Consider the following 19,029-nt stretch of genomic DNA (forward strand, 5'->3'; position numbering starts at 1 on the left):
GGCGGCCCCGATGATTGCATGTCCTTTCTGCAGCGCGCCAATCGATAACCCGCCGCCGGCCGGGCTTGGGATTTGCCCGGTGTGCATGAATCCATACCTTTCCGAATCGCACGGCGCGAAGGCGCACGCACCGAATGGCGCACAGGACGTGCGCGATATTGCCAAACCCGGATCGATAGGCGGCGAGATTCTCGCGGCGCTTCCGAAATCGCTCGAAGAACTTCCCGTCCTGCCCGAGATTTCGCAGCGGGTCATGAAGATGCTGCGCGATCCCAATATGTCGATGTCGGACCTCGCGGATATCATCCGCCAGGATCAGGTTATCGCGATTCGCATTCTCCAGCTTGCCAACAGCGCGATGTACGGCGGCTTGCAGGAGATCAAGGACCTGAACGCCGCGTGCGCTCGGCTCGGCACCCGCACGATCGCAAACGCCGTCCAGGCCGTGGCGAACGGCAACCTGTATATCACGGGCAACGAAGCGTTTCGCGACCACATGCGGCAACTTTGGCGGCATGCCGTGGCGACTGCCCATTGCGCGTACGAAATCGCAAACGTCCTGGCGGAGCCGCGCGCCGATGAATTATTTGTCGCGGGCCTGATCCATGACATCGGCCGCGTGGTCCTGCTCGATATCATCGTGAACCAGTATCGCGGCGTCCTCGCCGACCTGCGGAATTCGCCGGAACTCCTGGAGGAGGTGTTTGCCGGCTTCAGTCCGCTGGTTGGACTGCACGTCGTGATCAAGTGGAACCTGCCTCCAGAGTTCCGCATGACGACCTACTTTCTGCGCAACGCTGAGAACGTGCCGGACGAGTCGGAGCGTGTGCTTGCGAATATTGTTGCGCTTGCCGAGGCTGTCGCCGAAGCGTCGGGGTACGGGCTCGGCATGCAGATATCGTCCATGTTGAGCCTGCCGTGCGCACGGGCGCTCGGGATGACCGACATGAAGCTCGCGATGGTTCGCGCCGATCTCGACGACAAGCTCGCGGCCCTTCTCGAGATCAGCGGCCAGGCCGCCTGACGCGCGCGTACGGGGCTGCGCGCAGTTCCCTACGGCCTGCGCCGCAACAGGATGATCGGGCGATCAACCGCGAATTCCCCGGTGAGCGGCTGCTCCAGGTTCCAGTCGTTCCACCAGCCGACAAATTCGAATGTCGTTCGATCGCGAACGAACGCCAAGAATTCTTGCGGAAAGATGCGCCGCCGCAATGATTTGTCTTCCAACGTGAATTGGCGCCCAGAATCGTCCACCTCCAGGTGCAGCGTGTCTTCGTACAGTTGCTCGATGCGGTCTACGCTGCGCGACCAGTAGCTCGCGCGCACGCGGACGCCGTCGTGCTCGACTTCCCACGAATCCACCACGTCCACCATGGGGTCGAAGTCGACGCACCATTCAAGCAGGTACAGTGCGCCCGGCTGAAGCGCATCCGTCATTGCATTGAAGTGGGCCTGCAATTCCGCCGTGTTTGTCACGTAGAGCGACGCAAGCGCGACGAACGCGAAATCGGCGGGCGTTTCGATCGCAAAGTCCGTCAGCGTTGCGCGCAGGAATTCGCCGCGGCAGTCGCAGAGGCGCGATCGCTCGGTGGCGCGCGCAAGCATGGTCTCGCTGCGATCGAGGCCGATGTAGTGGTATCCGCGCCGGGATAGTTCCTCCATGTGCGGCGCGTGACCGCAACAAATCTCGAGCACCCGCGACACACGCACGCGCGAGTACCGGCGGGTGCATTCTTCGAAGACGTCCACCTCGCGCGCAATATCGCGGTACGAGAACGCGATCTCGTAGTACTCCGGGGAATCATAGACGCCTGCCATCTTCGGACCGCCTCGGGTCAGCGCGCCCGCGCGATTGATTCGCGCAAGGCGCGCACGGCCTCACGCACGTCGGTCGCTTCCGTCACGGCCGTGACCACGGCGATGTGCCGCGCGCCACGCGCAATCACCTGATGAACATTGTGCAGCTTGATGCCGCCCATCGTTGTCCACGGTATTCGCAGATGCGGACGAATGGCGTCGATCGCTTCGGGCCCGATCGCGCCGCCGGACACACTTTTCGTCTGCGTCGAAAAGATCGGGCCAATGTTGACGTAGCTCGCGCCGGCGTCCTGCGCGGCGAGCGCTTCGTCGAGATTGTGGGTCGAGGCGCCGATGATCAACTCGGGCGCTATCGAACGCGCGGTGGCCACGGGTAAGTCCGATTGTCCGAGGTGAACGCCGTCCGCGCCGGCGGCCAGGGCGATATCGACGCGATCGTCGATGATCAACAACGCTCCGTACGCCGCAGTCCGCCCGCGAAACGCCGTTGCGCGGCGGTACAATTCGCCGTCACCGAGGTTCTTCTCCCTAAACTGAATCAATCGCACGTCCGCATCGAGCGCCGCGTCCAACACGTCAAGCGCGGCGCGTCCCGCGCAGAACGATTCCGTGATCACGACGTACAAATCCGCTTCCGCGAACCGCGCCATGCGCTGTGCGTGTGTCATCACCCGCCCCCGACAAAGCGGACCAATTCGATCACGTCACCCTCTTGGAGGATCGTCTCCGCATACGCGGATCGCGGGACTATCTCCTCGTTGCGCTGTACGGCGGTAGATTCGGGATTGAGGCCGGCGGCGGTTATCAGATGCAGTATGGTAACGGAGGAAGCTACACTTCGCTTTTCTCCGTTAACGTTGATGTCAAGCAGAGACGTCACGGCAAATCATTTCTTCTTGCGCGGTTGCATCTTCGTTTCGAGCCACTCGGACAAACCAACTCGGCTTAAGGTTCCCTGCGCAGCTTCTAAGATCACCTGTTCCTGTTCTCCGACAGACGCCGTGATCTCGTATCCGTTTCGAAGCAACACCGCCTCCATGACGGCGTGACCAATCCGCTTGTTCCCATCCATGAATGGATGATTGGCGATTAGAGAATGTCCGACTGCCGACGCTTTTGATGCAAGAGTCGGGTATAAGTCTTCGCCGTCAAACGTCAATTTGGGCTGGGCAAGAGCGAGCTTTACGGCACCTTCGTTGAGTAGACCCGCTGCGCCTCCGGTCTCGCGCATAATGCGATAGTAAAGCAACAATACTTCATCAAACGTGAGCAACCGCATTATGCGAGGCGCTTGTACAATTCAATATTCTTTGCCATCAAATAGTCCATTAATTCGCGGAATTCGTCGCTCGGGCGATCAAGCAGATCTTCGACACTCGCAGTTACAAGCGTTTCGGGCGTGACTCCCAACTCTGCTGAACGCGCGCGCAGTCGATCTGCAAATTCATCGGTCAAAGTTACTGTAAGCTCTGTCATCTGCTCTCGTGCCTCTTTCAATTCAGGAAAATTGGCCTGGCACTCCCGTGCGCGACCACTAGCGACTTGAATCGTCCTTTCTTATTATACCGTAACCCGCCGTTTGCTCTTCGCCGACTTGTAGGCAGCGACGGTGACTTCCACGGCTTTCAAGCCGTCGTAACCGGAGGCGGCGGGGTCGCGGCGTTCGCGGATGGAATCGGCGAAATCGCGGACGAGGCCCACGTCGCAGTTGTCGCCCCAGCCCACCCATTGTCCCTTCATCGCGTCGTCGTTGTAGAGGTTTATCTTTTGGTTGAACGCGTCCACGGAGACGACGCCTTTTTCGCCGATGATCTCCATCGTGACATCGCCCCAGGTCGGAAAACTCTTCGCGCGGTTCCAACTGGCAATGTGGTTAATCTTGATGCCGCCTTCCATCTCGAGGTGAAGGCTGCCGAAATCGTCCGTGCCGATGCCGTGCCGGATGAGGTTGCCGTTCTCGCAGTAGACGTGCGTGAACTCTTTGCCGAGCATCCAGCGCAACACGTCCGCGACGTGCACGGTGTGATCCATCGTCGCGCCACCCCCCGAGAGCGTCTCGTCTGCAAACCAACCGCCCGGGTAGCTGCCGTTGTTTGTGCACGACGCGGCATAGATTGCGCCGTATTTTCCGTCCGCAATGTCGTTCTTCACCGCGACCAGCGGCGGCACGTGCCGGCACGGAAACGCCGTGCCCAGCCCGACGCCTTCCTTCTTGCAGATGTCAATCATCGCCTGTGCGTCTTCGACGGTTGTCGCGAGCGGCTTCTCGCACAGTATCCATTTTTTCGCGCGTGCTGCCGCCTCGACCATCTCGCGGTGCTTCACGTTCTCCGAACAGACAATCACGCCGTGGATATCGGAGTTCAAAAACGCATCGCGATCCACGATGAACATGGTGTTGTTCTGTTCCGCCGCCGCCATGCCACGCGGGACATCATCGTCCCACACCGCCGCGAGTTCTACGCCGTCTACCAGCGCAATGCTCGTTGCGTAACTGTACGCGTGCATGTGCGCGAAGCTCATGATGCCAAGTTTGATCATTGTGCCTTTCCCCTAGAACGTAACCGGTTGCCGCTTTTCCGCGGATTCGATCGCGGCGAGGCCCATACGCACGGCCCACACGGCGTCCTCGGGCGTAACGCGCGGTTCGTGTTTGCCCTCGAGCCAACCGTGGAAATCGAGCCATTCGAGGTAGTACGGACTATCGTTCACCGGACTCGCGGGCAGCACGACGCCCGGCGCCATGCCGCCTTCGCCGCGCAGTTGCGACGCGACGGGCGCTTCGCTGCTGTCGAACACGATCATGCCGTTGTCGCCGCACACTTCGACCTTCACCTTGAACCCGCTCGGGTGCGCCCACGATCCCGTCACCGTTGCGATGATGCCGCTCTTCATGCGGAACGTGACCATTGCGTAGTCGATGCCCTCGTCAATGCGCTCGCGCAGGTCCTGCGCAAACACGCGTTCGGGATCGCCGAAGACGTAGCGCAGCCAGTCGAAATCGTGAATGATGCAATCGAGCGTGACGCCCCCGCTCTTCTCGAAATCGCGGAACCACGCACCCTCTCCAAGCGGACTCTGCCCGCCGCGGAACGTCCGTATCGTCCCTACTTTCCCAACCTTGCCGTCTTCAATCTGCTGTTTGATCAGGCAGAACTCCTGGAAGTAGCGCACGACGTGACCGACGAACAGTTTCACGCCGGCTTTCGTCGCCGCGGCAAGCGCTTCGTCGCACTGCGCCAGCGTGCGGCAGAACGGTTTCTCGCAGAAAATGTGTTTTCCGTGTTTCGCCGCTTCGACGACATAGGCCGCGTGGTACGGCGTCGGCGTGCAGATCGCGACGACGTCGACGTCCGGCAACGCGCACAAGGCGGGCGAATCGTCCACGACCTTCGCGCCGTACTGCCCGGCCAAGGCCACCGCGTTCTCGCGCACGGGGTCCGAGCACGCAACAATCCGAAAGCCCGCCTTGTCCGCGCACGGCGCGTGAAATTTTCCCAGCACGCCGCAACCAATAATTCCCAACCGCATAGCTACCCTTTCGCCAATAGTTACTCTTTACCGCCACTTCCCTTTGCGGCGTCCTGCGCATTCACCGTCGGAAGCCATCGCGCCAAGTCCTTCTTCACATCCGCCGACTCAGGCTTGCCTGCCAGGTTCGTCCACTCGAGCGGGTCTTTTTCGTGATCGTACAGTTCTTCGCCGCCATCTTCGTAGCGAATGTAGCGCCACCGCTCCGAACGCACGGCGTGATTGTTGCGACCGTACGTCGTCACGGCGGGGCGTTCCCACGGCGCGTCCGGCTTGCGCAACAACGGTGCCAAACTCCTTCCGTCAAGACCTTCCTTGCCGGGAAGCCCGCACGCATCGATCAGCGTCGGATAGATGTCCAGCAAGCTGACCGGCCGATCGCAGCGCGACCCCGCGGTGGTCATTCCCGGCGCAACGCAGATAAACGGGCTGCGCGTCGCTTCTTCCCACAGCGCAAACTTGCGCCAATGCGTCTTCTCGCCGAGGTGCCAGCCGTGATCGCCCCACAGCACGACAATCGTGTTGTCCGCGTGCGGACTGTCGTACAGCGCATCGAGTATGCGGCCAACGCACGCGTCCGCGAAAGCGATTGCAGCGAGGTAACACGAAACCGCGTTGGTCCATTGCTTTGCCTCGATCACCGCGCGGTGATCGCCAACGCGCGCGAACTTTTTCCCGGTGGCAGGCACGTCATCCAGATCGTTCTCCAAAATCTTTGGAATTGTGACCTTGTCCGGCGGAAACATATCGACATACTTCTTCGGCACGTACCACGGCAAGTGCGGACGAATCATCCCCGCCGCAAGGAAGAACGGCTGCTCGTGTTTATCCCTCAACTTGCCAACGGCCCAGTCCGCCAGCTTCCTGTCGCCCATGTCCTCGTCCGCGGCGTCGAGCGCGCCCCAATCGAAGTTGGACTTCTCGCCGGCGAACCCGTTCAATTTCTTCGGCGGCTCCGGGTCGCCCGGCCGCTTGAAGTACTCGTCCCAATGCTGCGGTTCTTCATACCCGCCGTGAGAGATTTTTCCTCCGCCGAATACGCGGTACCCGTTCGCGCGAAAATGCTGCTGCAGGGTCACCGCGTCCGGCACCGCCGGCCGCCACGGCTGGCTGTTGTAATAGACCCCGGTCGTCGACGGGCGCAGGCCTGTCATGATCGCCGTGCGCGACGCGTTGCACAGCGGCGCGGCGCAGTACGCCCGCGTGAAGGTCACGCCCCTCGAAGCCAGCCGGTCAATGTTCGGCGTCTTCGCGTCGGGGTGCCCGCCGAGACAACCGATCCAATCGTTCAAATCGTCCACGGGGAGAAAAAGCACGTTTGGGCGCTTCGTCGCCGCAGCGTAACCCCGCATCGAAGCGAATGCCGTCGCGGCCACGCTTGCAGACGCGTTGTTCAAAAACGCTCGGCGCGTGAGCATGGCCCTTCCCTCCCATTCGGCGCGGATATTCGAGCAGTATCGCAAGCAACCGCGCCCGCGATCAATCGACCCGCGCGATCCTTGCGGCCTGCGGACTGCGCCCCATACAATTGACGGCGGTGCAGGGTAGCTTTGCGGAAGGGGAAATACGGTGGCGAAAACCGAGAGAGCGTTGCGGGCGGCGGGCAAGATTCAGGGCGTGGGCAACCACACCTACGAACTGGTCGAAGGCTGGGGACAGCTGCCGGACAAGATAAAGTTCGGCAATACGCACGGCATCGTCGAGGACTCGCACGGCCGTATTTACGTTCATAATCAGAGTCCGACCGGTCATTCGATGGTCGTGTTCGACGGCAAGGGCAAATTTGTCAAGGCCTGGGGTGCGGATTTCTGCAAAGGCGCTCACGGGCTGGAACTGAATCGCGAAGGCAGCGAAGAGTTTCTGTATCTCGCGCTCACGGACGAACACCGGTGCGTGAAAACTACACTGGACGGCGAAGTAGTGTGGGAATTGCCGTATCCCGAGGAGGCGGGCGTGTACGATCGCCCCGAACGGTACGTGCCGACCAATATTGCGATCGCGCCGAATGGCGACTTCTACATCGCCGACGGATACGGCCTGAGCTACATTCATCAGTACAAGAAGAACGCCAAATACGTGCGCTCGTGGGGCGGCAAGGGGAGTGAACCCGGCAAAATGAACTGCTGTCACGGCATTCACGTCGACACGCGCGGCGAGAAACCGGAGATCGTCGTCGCCGACCGCGCGAATGTGCGCCTGCAGTATTTCGACCTGAAGGGCAAGCACCTCCAGTTCGTCACAAACGATCTGCTCTTCCCCTGCCACTTCGATCAACGCGGCGACGATCTTTTAGTTCCCGATCTCTTTGGCCGCGTCACGATCTTCGACAAGAACAACAACCTCATCACGCACATCGGCGTCACACCCGGCGCAAACAAGATCGACAAGTGGCCCGACATCGCGATGAAGAAGCGCGTGCCAGGCAAGTTCACGTCCCCGCACGACGCGATGTGGGACCACGACGGCAACCTCTACTGCGTCGAATGGATTCCGCAGGGCCGCGTCACGAAATTCCGGCGGGTAGGGTAGGGTAAGTTAACGAAACGAAAACCTGGATAGCAGGACTAGATTTTGCCTTTTTCCCGCAGCTTTTCAATCCATTGCTCACGGGACATTGGGCATTGAGCTAGCATCTTTACGTCGCGAAACGAGACATGAAGATCATTAGGTATGTGACCGTGACCGGCGTTTCTTGAAGACCCGTGCCTAATGCCAAAGTGCGCGATTAGTCGATTTTCGTGGTAAATCTTTGCAAGCGCGTGGGGTCGGTTTTTTCGTGAATCCAAAACAGCGTGAAGTTTCCTTGCGATCGCTTCCGCATCATCTTTGGAAATACTCATTCGCTCACCGGCCGCATGAAATTCGCAAGAACTTGCTTCTTTCGCAACATCTCTGCGCCCAAATCGTCATCATCATGGCTGAACAGAAGTTCGTATGAGGCCACCAGCATATCTTTCAGATTCTGCACCGATTCGACATCCGTATCGCCGGAGGCATTTACATTGGCGTCGAAAAATGTTGCGACGTAGCTTTCATCGAAATTTCGCACGACTACTGGAATAGGAGCGATTATTTCGAAAGCCTCCGGAACAAGCGATTGAATCGTTAACGAAATCTGGGCGCTATTCCGAAGTTCCGCAACTTCGCGCTTAAGCATGGCCACATCATTCGAGAGAACGTGCATCGGCACCCTACTCTGCCACTCGCTGAGTAGAGTCTGGGCCATTGTTTGCAACAATCCCGGAATTTCAAGTTCGGTTACGGGATTCACCAACAAGAATCTCGATTGAGGAAAGAGTTCCTCCGGCTCTTTGCACTCATCGGAGGCAAGCCAGTCGTCTTGATTCTCAGGTTCTGGATGGAAGAATTCAGCTATGTGTCTTGGTCTTGCCACTGCTAACACCTTTGACCATTAAACCAAATTGAATCTCAGACCACTCCACTAGCCGAACTAAGTAGTTATCATCGATCGTTTCCGAACGCTGCGCTTCTATAGTTACGCGCACCCTTTCGAGACCGCGCTGCACTTCCCAATCAAAGGATTCGAGCGCTCCACCGCGTATGTCAATTCCGCCTCTTAGTAGTCGCATTCCAAGATCGCCGGATCGAAAATCCTGAGTCAAACCTCGAATCAATCCGTTCTCCGGAAGGTCAGCTATTGGCACTTCAAAGGTCGCGATTATGGAGACTTGTACCTTGACTCCTTCAAATCGCCGATAGAGCTCTTCGATTTCTTCAATCGAAGTAGTCGCCTTTGGGATGCGGGATGCCGGGAAGAAGCTAGATCGAGCAATGTCGACGTGAAAATGCTTTTCGCTATATCCACCAGAAATCACTCCCACGAGGACTTGAGTCTCGCCCTGCATTAAGGTCGCGACGATTCGACTCTTTTTCGCAAGGTATTTGGCGAGTTCCGGACGGTCCTCGGCAAGCTCACCGCAAGCGGTCAGATTCAGGCATTCACTCGTAGATAGATTGGGGATTCTCATGTTCGGCCCGCAAAGCCTAATCTGGCAAATGTCTCCGATTCAAGCCGTTTAAGTATAACATGGGTGGTAGCGCGATAATTCAGCGGTGAATCGCCATATGCGACGTGTTTAGAATAGAGGACGAGCCTTTTTTCGAGCAGGACTGACGCGCACCCATGACCAAGCCCAATGACACAAACCGCGACGCTCTTGGAGACGCGGCTTTGAAACGCCTTTACGACATTCAGGACGAGTGCATGGAGTTGGCGGCGTCGTGCAGGAAGAGCGACGAGGAATTCGGCGCGGCGGCGCTCGGCGCAATAGCGTACCGTATCGAGGGGGAGATCCGTTTGCGCCAGCACGAGCTTGCGCCCGAACGATACCCTCATCCAAAGCAGCGCCCAACAGGCGCGCGCAAACGACGCAAACAACCGACGGAGCCGTGATGACGCAGACCGTCCTATTGATTCAATGTCCCGACAAAAAGGGCATTGTCGCGCGCGTGTCGGACTTCGTGTTCCGGCACGACGCGAACATCATCAACAGCGATCAGCACTCGACCGATCCCGAGGGTGGGCGCTTCTTCATGCGCCTCGAATTCGGACTAAACGAAGACAAGGTCCCGCGCGCGCAGTTCGAGCAGGATTGGGCGGCGGTGGCGAAAGAGCTCGGCGCCGCGTGGTCCCTGCACTACGGCACGGAACGCATGCGCATGGGCATCCTCGTGTCGAAGCAGGACCATTGCCTGTTCGATCTGCTGCACCGGCAGCGCAGCGGCGAATTACGCGTGGACATTCCGCTCGTCATCAGCAACCACGCCGACTGCCGCGAGTTGGTCGAGCGCTACGGCATTCCGTTCCACCACGTTCCCGTCACGCCGGAGACGCAGCGCATCGCAGAGCGGCAGATGCTTCCGCTGCTGCGCGGCGCAACGGACTTTTGCGTGCTCGCCCGCTACATGCGCGTGTTGTCCGACGACTTCTTGACGGTTTACGGCCGCGACATCATTAACATCCACCACAGTTTCCTGCCGTCGTTCAAAGGCGCGGACCCGTACCGCCAGGCGCACGACCGCGGCGTGAAAATCATTGGGGCGACGGCGCATTTCGTCACGCGGGAATTGGATGAGGGGCCGATCATCGAACAGATGGTCGATCGCGTGTATTACAAAGACACCATCGATGACCTGCGCCGCAAGGGCCGGAACCTCGAGAAGCTCGCGCTCGCGAATGCCATACAGGCCTACGTCGAGCACCGCATCATTCTCGACGCAAACCGGACGATCGTTTTTCAGTAGCTACGTACTGGCGCGCGCGATCTCCCGCTGCAGGATGTTCAACTGGCGGTAGGCCATGAAACCGCCGATCATCGAGTAGAGCGCGAACGCGTGGAACGCGACGCTCATCCAATCCTGAAACAGGACGAACAACAACCCATCCAGCACGTATAACACCATGCCGACGGCAAATATCGGCAGGATGCGTTTGCGTGACAACCAACCGAAACCGCAGAGGACCACGGCAACAAACAACGTGAACCCGATCGAGATCGCCCTCGCCGCTACCGCAATTTCCGGTTCTTGGTTTACAGCTTCCATGGTGAAGACGTCGACGATGAGCGTCACGCCCAGACCGACCACGAAATAGATTCCGCCGCCGAAGAGATTGATTCCGGTGTTCACGAGGGACAACCCGGCGACCCAATAAAACCAGTTCGCGCCGTTGTCGCCGGTCTGTTTCAATGCCGCAACGCGGTTGTGAAACGCGACCGCCGGGTCATTTGTGGGCTGTGCATTCGCCTCGAGCGATGGTGGCCCTGCGTCGGTGTCCGGCGCGTCGGGCAGTTCAAGTTGCGAGGGACGAGGTTCGTTATCGTTCATGGCGTGGTCCCCTTTGCGCGGTTCGATCCCCGTAATAGCCACACGGAAAACTCTACCCTGCCGTCACCGGCTGGTTGCCGGCCCACCCCTGATCGCGCAACGACTATAGCACAGTGCCTCCGTGATCGAGCTATTCCGAAAAGCTCCCCTTCACGACGACTCGAGCATTCCAGTTTGCACGACCGATTAGATCGCCTTGTGCAAATCCAGCCGCAGCGCGTACTCGAACACCCACATCGCGCCCCAGCACGCGAACAGCGGCGTCTTCGCCCGGGAATTCGACGTCATCAGGATGATCGCGCCGAACACATAGAGTTCCCAGAGATTGCGCAGGAACGACCAGTCCTCGGACCAGACATTGCCGCTCACCACGCACGCTAGTGCGGCGTACAGAATCCAGGCGATCTTCTCATGCGGCTCGGCGGTTGCCCCCTTCAGCGCGAAGCCGGCTGCCACGGCGAACGCGGCGACGAGCAGCATTTGAACAAAGCCCGCAATCTCCTGTCCCGTTGAAAACGACATCTTGTCGGCAAGGCTGGTCACGAAACTGACCAGCGGCAGGCTCAAGGTTCCCGAATCGCTCGACGCGAAGTGCCCCCAGTTGAATCGCAAGTACACCTGCCAAGCCACGCCAACCACGATCGGTACGGCCAACCAAAGGCGCGCGTCCCATGACCGGGTCTTCCACGAGCGCCATCCGCCGGCCAACGCAATCGACGCGGAAGTCAGCGCGGTGGTCTCGCGCGCCAGAACGGCAAGCGCGCCGAACAGCGTCGCGCGCGCGGGGCGTCGCGCCCGCACGAGCCACAGCATCGCGAGTAGCAGCGCCGCGGCGATGATTTCTGCAAAGTCGCGTGCGAGCGACAACACGAAACCGGGGTAGCAGGCGAATGCAAGTCCCCACCCCGCGTGCAGCCCCAACGCGCGCGCGTAGTTGCTCCCTACCCATGCGATGACGCAGATGCCCACGTAGTTCACCGCGATCATCCAGAACGGTACGGCGGATACATTACCCAGCGAGAGAAGATTCACGATGACCGGATACAGGATGCGTTGCTGCCGGTATGCGGGGAGGTCAAGGGTAATCCCGTAGTCGGTGACGCGATCGGTGAGCGGATCGAGCGCGAGACGGTAGTAGAACTGGCCATCGTGGCCGGCGGAATCGCGCTGGACGTATAAGGCCTTCGGTGCGTCTTTTGGATTCGTTGCGGCGTCACCCGCCGTTACAAAGTAGGACGCATCCCAATCGTGCGTCGCCAGCCGAACCGCGATGAAGACGGCATACGAAATCATCGTGAATGCGAGGACGTAGATCGGCGCGTTCGTTCTTTCCCAAAGTGACTTCAATGGCCACACCTGCTTTGTAAACGCATTATGTCTTTTCGTCCGCGGATTGCGCCATTGAAAAAGCGATTGTCCATCGGCGCCGAATCGGACGTGTGTACGCAAGTGTAGGAAAAGTAATCGATTACGCGACGCGGTAATCGGAGGGCTGCGCCACTTTCCGAGAGGTCTCGGCACGAAGCTGAGTAGACAACCCCAAACAAAACTGCTAAACTAGGGCGAGTTTGGGTGATACGCGAGCAGTACTCTCTTTACACGTTGGAGGCCGGTCTTGACCGTCTCACAATCGGTCATCAAGCAGTTCGACACTGCCGCGAACTGTTCTCGTATCGTAACTCGCGTATTTGCAATGTGTTGCGTTGATATGAGACCCCATCGGCGTGCTGCGCGCCGCGTTTGGGGAGTCTTGGGATATGCGTCGCAAACGCTTGGTGCAAAGGCGTTTATCGCGACGTGTGCCTCGGTTTCGGGACCCAGTCGGGTGAATCATTCGCTTTTGGTTGAATTAATGGGATCTGGATGGAGCGGTCGGCGTTAGGGCCACTTTGGTCTTAAGCACGTGTGTGAAGGATTACTGGTACGATCTAGACTGGAAGTATCTGAAAACAAATGCATTACGCCATTCGGGACGCATCGCGGCGAGCAGGGTCTGGCTGACCTGCCTATTGGGGGGAGCGCGGCGTGCGGGAAGGGTGCGAATGGGAATATATAAATCGCGGCACCGCAATCACGGGCAGTTCAGGCGGCCGGCGCCTTAGCAAGTCGCCACGCGCAACGCGTACATTCCGGTAGCCAACGTACAGAGGGAGCCCCCACAGAAGCCATGGCAGCGAAGAGACCGAAGAAGAAGATAATAAAGAAGGTAGCAGCCAGGAAGTCGAAGCCACCCAGAAAGAAGGCCCCCGCAAGGAAGCCCGGCAAGAACTCGAAGTCTAAACCTGTAAAGAAGTTGAGCAAGAACGTGGCCAAGAAATCCGCGAAGAAAGTCTCCAAACCCGCTCCGAAGAAGTCAGCCAAAGCAGCGGCGCCAAAGCCGGCGGCCAAGACCGAAAAGGGGTCGTTGCAGCTTCGCCCCATCCCAAAACTCGAACCGCCGAAACCGCGCGCCGCGACGCCGATTTCGCGCCCATCCTTGATCACCCCGGGCCGCCCGGCCAATCCGCGGGCGAAGGTACTGTCCCGCGAATTCCTGTTCGACGTGGCCAACGCCGTGCGCGTCGCCGTCGAACCCTTGGTGCGCCAGGCCAAAGGCCGGGAGATTGTCGGCAGCGCCCAGAGCGGCGATACGACCTTTGGACTCGACAAAGTCGCTGAAAAGGCGCTGCTCACCTTTCTGCGCGAGGCGAAAATGCCGGTCGCGTACTACTCGGAAGACGCGGGGTACGCAACCTTCACAACCGGCCAGCCGCAGCACCTGCTCGTCGTGGACCCGATCGACGGGTCGCGCGCGGCGAAAAGCGGGTTCGAGGGTTGCGTCATCTCCGTGGCGAGCACGCGCGTCATCGAACGTCCGCGCATCATCGATATCGACAACGGCTGCGTGATGGAAATTCTCCACCAGCGTACGTTCTACGCCGAACGCGGCAAGGGCGCGAAGATTTTTGCCGACGGAGCGATCAAGAAACCGAAGCTGTCGAAGAGCGCCGATCTCGAAACCATGTCGTGGTCGCTCACGGTGCCCGCACGCCCGGCGGAACTGATCTTCCCGACCGCGGCAAAGCTGATCGATCTCACAAGCCTGAAGGGCGGATTCTTCGCGTGCAACAGCACGTCGTACAGCCTGACGCGGCTGTTGACGTGCCAGTACGACGCGTGCGTGGATTTCGCGAACCGTTTCCTGCGCGACATTCCCAATATCGTCGAGGACGCGTTCATCAACGCGGGCCGCGGCGCCGTGCTCGGCATCGCTCCATACGACATCGCCGCGTCGTTGCTCATCGCGCGCGAAGCCGGTTGCGTCGTGACAGACGCGTTCGGCAACAGTCTCGACGACGTCTTGCTGCTCGACAGCAGCGTCGCGAACCATCGCTCGCTCATTGCCGCCGCGAACAAGGAACTGTACGAAAAACTGTTCAGCTTCTTCGACACGCGCATCAGGCAATTCGAGCAATTGCTTCAGCGCCGCGCACAGGCGGGGGGCGGACAGTCGCAGTAGACGCGCATTTGCGACTCACGCGATCAGCGTGAGCAGATCGTCGTAGTTCTTCAGGCCCGCCAGATCGGCGTTGTATGACGCTGCTGCGCAATCCCGCAAGTCTGCATCGATGTAGTACTCGTTGTGCGGTTTGAAGCCGGGGACGGTGATGACGTTTACGAAGACGTCGATGCCCCTGTGACCGACGCCCGGGGGGATGTGCACGAAGTCGCCGGGCCTCAGGTCATACGCGACCATGCGGTCCAACTCGCGCAAACTCGGCCACGTGTAGAGTTGCGCCTGCCGGCCGTACGTGCTCAACCCGTACGCGCCGGGATCGAGCACGAGATAGATTTCGTGTTGCGGTTTGCCGCCGCCGGTCGCAGTCGGCGGGTGGAAATGCGATGGCGACGTTTCCTTCGCGATGTTCACAACGTGGCTGTTCACAAAGTTGATGCCGTCGCCGCGCTCGCCCGGTTTGGTCATATGCCACGTCAGCGGCAACCGGCGAAACGGATCGAAGTCGAAGTTGCAGCCGCCGGAACTGTCGCGGAGATAGCGAAGCCGCATGACGGACGGGATGTGCTTCGCCTGGGTGTCCGGTTTTTCCACCGTCAGACATGCGAACGATCCGCGAACGCGCAGCGGTCTATTGCCCGACACGGCCAGTTGGTCGCCTTCCATGACCCGTTCGTACGAGCCGCCCGTCTTGCGCGAGTATCCCGCCTTCGCGCAGTGTTTCCAGAGCGACTCGATTGCGCGCTCGACCACGTTATCGTCGCTCCACGGGCGCGGCGCGTGTTCGAGTTTCCACAAGTCGTTCGCGTAATCCCCGACGTACCCCGTGTCTGTCTGCCGCGCGAGGATCGCATCTATCGCGGGCCGCGCTTCCGGGCGCACGCTGCCGAGGTTGGCGCGCACCGTATTCAACACCGCCGCAAACACCGGGTCGACAGGTTCCGGACGGTACACTCCCGGCAGGCGATGGCCATCGCCTTCTTTCGTGCAATATCCGCCGGGAAGGAACACCTCGCCCTCTCCGCGGTATATCCAATAGACTCGCGCCCCACCGTGCGCCACGCGTAGTTCGGCGTCCCCACCCGCAAGCTCAAACCGATCGAAACGCAGTTCGGGGTGGGCTGAACGCAAGTCGGCGCACAGCGCCGCGAATGCGGCCGCGTCATCCATGTGGCATGCGCTGACTACCGACATTTGGGCCGCTCCCATTCGTAACTGTTCCAAAATTGACAAGTCACGTAATTGCGTTCGTGCTCATAATCGTCATCGCAATCCAGCTACCTTTGAAATCATCGACCACGCCCTTCACCAACGCGGTCGCTTTGGCCGGTTACGTCCTTTCACCCCGACCAATCTCAATCACGCTCGTGCTACGCCACGCCTCGTGACCTCTTGTCTGCATATTGCCGGAACTCGGCGGAACATTTCATATACAATTCTTCCGGAATACGAGCGCGGTAACGGTGCAACCGAATCTTCGCCGTGCAATCGTGTTCAGAACTGCTGCATTCAATGACCGTGAATCGAGGGGGGCGGACGTGGCCGCAAAACGAAAACGCAGTTTGACTCCGAGAGAAACCTCGAAACCAACCGGCGTCGCCGATATTCTGGCGTCGCTGAAGAAATCCACGGCACTCGGCAAGCGCCTCAAGGAAGCGCAAATCTGGCAGGAGTGGCCAAGCCTCGCCGGCAAACGCCTGTGTACCCACGGCCATCCCGTTGCCGTAAAGGACAGGACGCTACACGTCGAAGCGTACAGCTCCGTCTGGGTCAGCAAGTTCGCCTATTTCAAGTGGGACATCATCGGCCGCATTAACCGCATGGCGGGGCAGGAAATTGTCTCGGACATTTTTGTGACACTCGCCGAGGATGATGTTCCGGAAGAGAGCACCGACGAACCGCAACCCAAGCGGCGAAAATGAAACGGCCTACTTCAACCCGTACTTCTTGATCTTGTATTGAAGCGTCGTGCGTTTCAGGCCGAGGTGGTCCGCGGCCTTGGTCTTGTTCCAGTGGAACCGGTTGAGCGCGGCGGCGATCATCTCCGATTCGAGGTGGTCGGTGCGTTCGACGAGCGAGGCGGTCTCCGGCAGCGCGTTCGCATCGGGTTCGAGTTCTTCCTGCATGAAGAACATGTCCGGGGGTATTACTTCGCGCGTGATGGTCGCGCCCTCCGCGAGCACGACCGCGCGCTCGAGCACGTTCTCCAACTCGCGCACGTTGCCCGGCCACGGATAACGCATGAAGAAACTCATCACATCGTCTTCGACGGCGCTTACTTCTTTGCCCAGCTCGAAACTGAACTTCTTCAGGAAATGATCGATCAGGGCGGGGATATCGTCGGGCCGCGCGCGCAAGGGTTCGACGCGCAGCGAGAACACGTTGAGCCGGTAATAGAAATCTTCGCGGAACGTGCCCAACTGGATCGCTTCGCGCAGGTCGCGGTTGGTCGCGGCGATGATGCGGGTGTCCACGCGGACCGTCTGATTGCCGCCGACGCGCTCGAATTCGCCTTCCTGCAAGACGCGCAGCAGTTTCGTTTGGATGTTCGGATCGATTTCGCCGACCTCGTCCAGAAACAGGGTGCCCGTGTGCGCGCGCTCGAACCGTCCCTGGCGCTGGCTGAGCGCGCCGGTGAACGCGCCCTTCTCGTGACCGAAGAGTTCGCTCTCGAGCACTCCCGGCGCGAGCGCGGCGCAGTTCAACGCGACAAACGGCAGGTCCTTGCGCGGGCTTGCGTCGTGGATCGCGCGCGCCACCAACTCCTTGCCCGTGCCGCTCGGACCGGTGATCAGGACCGAACTGCGGCTCGGCCCGATCTTCTGAATCATCTTCAGGAGTTGCTTTGTCTCTTTGCTGTATCCGACGATCTGGCGGCCGGTGGTCGGCGTGAGCGGCGTGCGCTGTTCGTATTCGCGCACCGGGCGCTCGCCGAGAATCTTGTCGACCTTAAGCTCGATTTCCGCGAGCTTGAACGGCTTCGCGATGAAATCGCGCGCCCCCAAGCGCATGGCCTCGACCGCGGTGTCGATGGTGCCGTACGCGGTGATGATAATGACGGGGCTGTCGAAGGCGGACGCCCGCGCCGAGCGAAGCACCGCCAAGCCGTCTCGCTCCGGCATTTTCAGGTCGGTGATGATGACGTCGAACCGCTGCTCCTTAATGACCTCGATTGCCTTGCTGCCGTTCGACGCGGTGGTGACGGCAAACCCCCGATCCTTGAAGGTGCCTTCGAGCATCTGGCGCATGCCCGGCTCATCGTCCACGACGAGCATATGTCGGCGCGAAGTTACGGTCGCCACGGTCATCCATCTCCCAGGGCACAATCCCCCGCGTGACTTTACCACCGCACCGGAATTCTGTCAACTGTTTCCATAAAAATAGGTTCGCACATTCAATAAAACAATAAAAACAATTCTATAAAATGCTAATTCTGACGGCCCGCTCAATCTCCGAACAGCTTCTTGAACTGATCCAACTTCTCCGCTTCGCTGGGTGGCGCCGTATCTCCAAACAACCCATCGAGAGCGTTTCGGGCGGTCTGGGTCGCTGAAGTTGACTGGGCGGGCGCCGTCGCGTCTTTGAACTCGAACTCATCGCAGAAATTCGCGCCGGCCTTATCGCCAACCCAGTCGGTATTCGGGATGGCGCACTGGTTGTGGTAGGCGGGATTATGGTGCTTGCAGTTTAGACAACAATGAAGATACGCGGAACACTTCTCGCAAAACTCCTTCACCCCGGGCACCCGTTTGATGCTGTCCCATTCCGCCCCGCACCGATGGCATTTACGCATAGGACCTACCCCGCAGCCGAGCACGTAAGGCCGAAGCCACGATGGAACCTGCATTCTTCGTGCTCGTAATCGTAATCGTAATCGTAATCGATGCTCCCGTCTAGTTTGAGTGGGGCGTGAATATCGTCAACTGCTAGTTGGGCGGTCGTTACGGCTTACTGATATTGGCGCGCGGTCGAAACGATCGATTACGATTACTAGCACGATTACGAGCACGAGCACGATTGGGATTGTGCGGCTGCGTGATCCGGCAAGATCAACGAAGGTGCACGAACATGGTCGATGCTGAATTGTTGAGTATTCTCGTATGCCCGGAAAACAAGACGCCGGTGGCCCTGGCCGATGATGCCCTGGTCGCGAGCGCCAACGCCGCAATCGAAAGGCGCACGCTGAAGAACCGGGCCGGCGAAACCATCGAGGAGCGTATCGATGCCGGCCTTGTGCGCGAGGACCGCGCCTATATGTACCCCATCCGCGACGACATCCCGATCATGCTCATCGACGAGGCGATTCCACTAAACCAGTTGTGACGTATCGACCGTTA

General features: G+C 59.4%; 22 protein-coding genes. 7 read left to right on the forward strand and 15 right to left on the reverse strand.

Annotated features, from left to right (window positions below; all coding sequences use genetic code 11):
• Positions 1-10 precede the first annotated feature (10 nt).
• The gene (locus HUU46_03065; GenBank protein NUM52603.1) at positions 11-1,024 is read left to right on the forward strand and encodes an HDOD domain-containing protein; all 1,014 of its coding nucleotides are present in this window, start codon (positions 11-13) and stop codon (positions 1,022-1,024) included.
• A 29-nt stretch (positions 1,025-1,053) separates the two neighbouring features.
• Here the strand turns inward: HUU46_03065 and HUU46_03070 are convergent, their stop codons facing one another.
• From HUU46_03070 to HUU46_03105, 8 genes are all read right to left on the reverse strand, one after another.
• Positions 1,054-1,818: a class I SAM-dependent methyltransferase gene (locus HUU46_03070; GenBank protein NUM52604.1), complete on the reverse strand. Its 765-nt coding sequence runs from the start codon at positions 1,816-1,818 to the stop codon at positions 1,054-1,056.
• 17 nt (positions 1,819-1,835) lie between these two features.
• Entirely contained in the window at positions 1,836-2,486 is a 651-nt protein-coding gene (gene thiE, locus HUU46_03075; protein ID NUM52605.1) for a thiamine phosphate synthase, read from the reverse strand.
• Entirely contained in the window at positions 2,486-2,698 is a 213-nt protein-coding gene (gene thiS / locus HUU46_03080; GenBank protein ID NUM52606.1) for a sulfur carrier protein ThiS, read from the reverse strand. The genes thiE and thiS overlap by 1 nt, the downstream gene beginning before the upstream one ends.
• Before the next feature lie 6 nt (positions 2,699-2,704).
• Positions 2,705-3,097: a type II toxin-antitoxin system death-on-curing family toxin gene (locus HUU46_03085; GenBank protein ID NUM52607.1), complete on the reverse strand. Its 393-nt coding sequence runs from the start codon at positions 3,095-3,097 to the stop codon at positions 2,705-2,707.
• Positions 3,097-3,294 (reverse strand): DNA-binding protein, encoded by a 198-nt coding sequence (locus HUU46_03090; GenBank protein ID NUM52608.1) that lies wholly within the window; start codon positions 3,292-3,294, stop codon positions 3,097-3,099. The genes HUU46_03085 and HUU46_03090 overlap by 1 nt, the downstream gene beginning before the upstream one ends.
• An 84-nt stretch (positions 3,295-3,378) precedes the next feature.
• The gene (locus HUU46_03095; GenBank protein ID NUM52609.1) at positions 3,379-4,356 is read right to left on the reverse strand and encodes a Gfo/Idh/MocA family oxidoreductase; all 978 of its coding nucleotides are present in this window, start codon (positions 4,354-4,356) and stop codon (positions 3,379-3,381) included.
• Between the two features lie 15 nt (positions 4,357-4,371).
• Positions 4,372-5,349 carry a Gfo/Idh/MocA family oxidoreductase gene (locus tag HUU46_03100; GenBank protein ID NUM52610.1) on the reverse strand — a complete coding sequence of 326 codons (978 nt, stop codon included), beginning with the start codon at positions 5,347-5,349 and terminating at the stop codon, positions 4,372-4,374.
• Positions 5,350-5,369: 20 nt separating this feature from the next.
• Positions 5,370-6,701 (reverse strand): sulfatase, encoded by a 1,332-nt coding sequence (locus HUU46_03105; protein NUM52611.1) that lies wholly within the window; start codon positions 6,699-6,701, stop codon positions 5,370-5,372.
• Between the two features lie 217 nt (positions 6,702-6,918).
• On the opposite strand from HUU46_03105, the gene HUU46_03110 reads away from it, so the two are divergent.
• Positions 6,919-7,878, forward strand: a complete 960-nt coding sequence (locus HUU46_03110; protein NUM52612.1) for a hypothetical protein — start codon at positions 6,919-6,921, stop codon at positions 7,876-7,878.
• 307 nt (positions 7,879-8,185) lie between these two features.
• On the opposite strand, the gene HUU46_03115 is transcribed toward HUU46_03110, so the two are convergent.
• Both HUU46_03115 and HUU46_03120 read right to left on the reverse strand, forming a co-directional pair.
• Positions 8,186-8,743: a hypothetical protein gene (locus tag HUU46_03115; protein NUM52613.1), complete on the reverse strand. Its 558-nt coding sequence runs from the start codon at positions 8,741-8,743 to the stop codon at positions 8,186-8,188.
• Positions 8,718-9,338, reverse strand: a complete 621-nt coding sequence (locus HUU46_03120; GenBank protein ID NUM52614.1) for a hypothetical protein — start codon at positions 9,336-9,338, stop codon at positions 8,718-8,720. Before HUU46_03120 ends, HUU46_03115 begins: the two co-directional genes overlap by 26 nt.
• A gap of 155 nt (positions 9,339-9,493) precedes the next feature.
• Between HUU46_03120 and HUU46_03125 the strand changes: the two genes are divergently transcribed.
• Entirely contained in the window at positions 9,494-9,763 is a 270-nt protein-coding gene (locus HUU46_03125; GenBank protein NUM52615.1) for a hypothetical protein, read from the forward strand.
• Positions 9,763-10,614, forward strand: coding sequence for a formyltetrahydrofolate deformylase (gene purU / locus HUU46_03130; protein ID NUM52616.1), 852 nt, complete (start codon positions 9,763-9,765; stop codon positions 10,612-10,614). Before HUU46_03125 ends, purU begins: the two co-directional genes overlap by 1 nt.
• Here purU and HUU46_03135 read toward each other — a convergent pair whose 3' ends face one another.
• Positions 10,615-11,196, reverse strand: coding sequence for a hypothetical protein (locus HUU46_03135; GenBank protein NUM52617.1), 582 nt, complete (start codon positions 11,194-11,196; stop codon positions 10,615-10,617).
• 186 nt (positions 11,197-11,382) lie between these two features.
• Entirely contained in the window at positions 11,383-12,543 is a 1,161-nt protein-coding gene (locus HUU46_03140; protein ID NUM52618.1) for a hypothetical protein, read from the reverse strand.
• Between the two features lie 958 nt (positions 12,544-13,501).
• Here HUU46_03140 and HUU46_03145 point away from each other — a divergent pair.
• Positions 13,502-14,695 carry a hypothetical protein gene (locus HUU46_03145; protein NUM52619.1) on the forward strand — a complete coding sequence of 398 codons (1,194 nt, stop codon included), beginning with the start codon at positions 13,502-13,504 and terminating at the stop codon, positions 14,693-14,695.
• Between the two features lie 15 nt (positions 14,696-14,710).
• Here HUU46_03145 and HUU46_03150 read toward each other — a convergent pair whose 3' ends face one another.
• Positions 14,711-15,886: a hypothetical protein gene (locus HUU46_03150; protein ID NUM52620.1), complete on the reverse strand. Its 1,176-nt coding sequence runs from the start codon at positions 15,884-15,886 to the stop codon at positions 14,711-14,713.
• A gap of 344 nt (positions 15,887-16,230) precedes the next feature.
• Between HUU46_03150 and HUU46_03155 the strand changes: the two genes are divergently transcribed.
• Positions 16,231-16,614, forward strand: coding sequence for a DUF721 domain-containing protein (locus tag HUU46_03155; protein ID NUM52621.1), 384 nt, complete (start codon positions 16,231-16,233; stop codon positions 16,612-16,614).
• 6 nt (positions 16,615-16,620) lie between these two features.
• Here HUU46_03155 and HUU46_03160 read toward each other — a convergent pair whose 3' ends face one another.
• Together HUU46_03160 and HUU46_03165 are read right to left on the reverse strand one after the other, a co-directional pair.
• Positions 16,621-17,994, reverse strand: coding sequence for a sigma-54-dependent Fis family transcriptional regulator (locus HUU46_03160; GenBank protein ID NUM52622.1), 1,374 nt, complete (start codon positions 17,992-17,994; stop codon positions 16,621-16,623).
• Between the two features lie 143 nt (positions 17,995-18,137).
• Entirely contained in the window at positions 18,138-18,485 is a 348-nt protein-coding gene (locus HUU46_03165) for a hypothetical protein (protein NUM52623.1), read from the reverse strand.
• Between the two features lie 275 nt (positions 18,486-18,760).
• On the opposite strand from HUU46_03165, the gene HUU46_03170 reads away from it, so the two are divergent.
• Positions 18,761-19,015, forward strand: a complete 255-nt coding sequence (locus HUU46_03170; protein NUM52624.1) for a hypothetical protein — start codon at positions 18,761-18,763, stop codon at positions 19,013-19,015.
• Positions 19,016-19,029 lie beyond the last annotated feature (14 nt).

It is taken from the genome of Candidatus Hydrogenedentota bacterium, from assembly GCA_013359265.1.
GTDB lineage: Bacteria > Hydrogenedentota > Hydrogenedentia > Hydrogenedentales > SLHB01 > JABWCD01.

Coding starts and splice junctions, on each gene's coding strand:
- HUU46_03065 (NUM52603.1), top strand. CDS start 11: ATGATTGCATGTCCTTTCTGCAGCGCGCCAATCGATAACCCGCCGCCG.
- HUU46_03070 (NUM52604.1), bottom strand. CDS start 1,818: ATGGCAGGCGTCTATGATTCCCCGGAGTACTACGAGATCGCGTTCTCG.
- thiE (NUM52605.1), bottom strand. CDS start 2,486: ATGACACACGCACAGCGCATGGCGCGGTTCGCGGAAGCGGATTTGTAC.
- HUU46_03085 (NUM52607.1), bottom strand. CDS start 3,097: ATGCGGTTGCTCACGTTTGATGAAGTATTGTTGCTTTACTATCGCATT.
- HUU46_03090 (NUM52608.1), bottom strand. CDS start 3,294: ATGACAGAGCTTACAGTAACTTTGACCGATGAATTTGCAGATCGACTG.
- HUU46_03100 (NUM52610.1), bottom strand. CDS start 5,349: ATGCGGTTGGGAATTATTGGTTGCGGCGTGCTGGGAAAATTTCACGCG.
- HUU46_03105 (NUM52611.1), bottom strand. CDS start 6,701: ATGCGGGGTTACGCTGCGGCGACGAAGCGCCCAAACGTGCTTTTTCTC.
- HUU46_03120 (NUM52614.1), bottom strand. CDS start 9,338: ATGAGAATCCCCAATCTATCTACGAGTGAATGCCTGAATCTGACCGCT.
- HUU46_03125 (NUM52615.1), top strand. CDS start 9,494: ATGACCAAGCCCAATGACACAAACCGCGACGCTCTTGGAGACGCGGCT.
- purU (NUM52616.1), top strand. CDS start 9,763: ATGACGCAGACCGTCCTATTGATTCAATGTCCCGACAAAAAGGGCATT.
- HUU46_03135 (NUM52617.1), bottom strand. CDS start 11,196: ATGAACGATAACGAACCTCGTCCCTCGCAACTTGAACTGCCCGACGCG.
- HUU46_03150 (NUM52620.1), bottom strand. CDS start 15,886: ATGTCGGTAGTCAGCGCATGCCACATGGATGACGCGGCCGCATTCGCG.
- HUU46_03165 (NUM52623.1), bottom strand. CDS start 18,485: ATGCGTAAATGCCATCGGTGCGGGGCGGAATGGGACAGCATCAAACGG.
- HUU46_03170 (NUM52624.1), top strand. CDS start 18,761: ATGGTCGATGCTGAATTGTTGAGTATTCTCGTATGCCCGGAAAACAAG.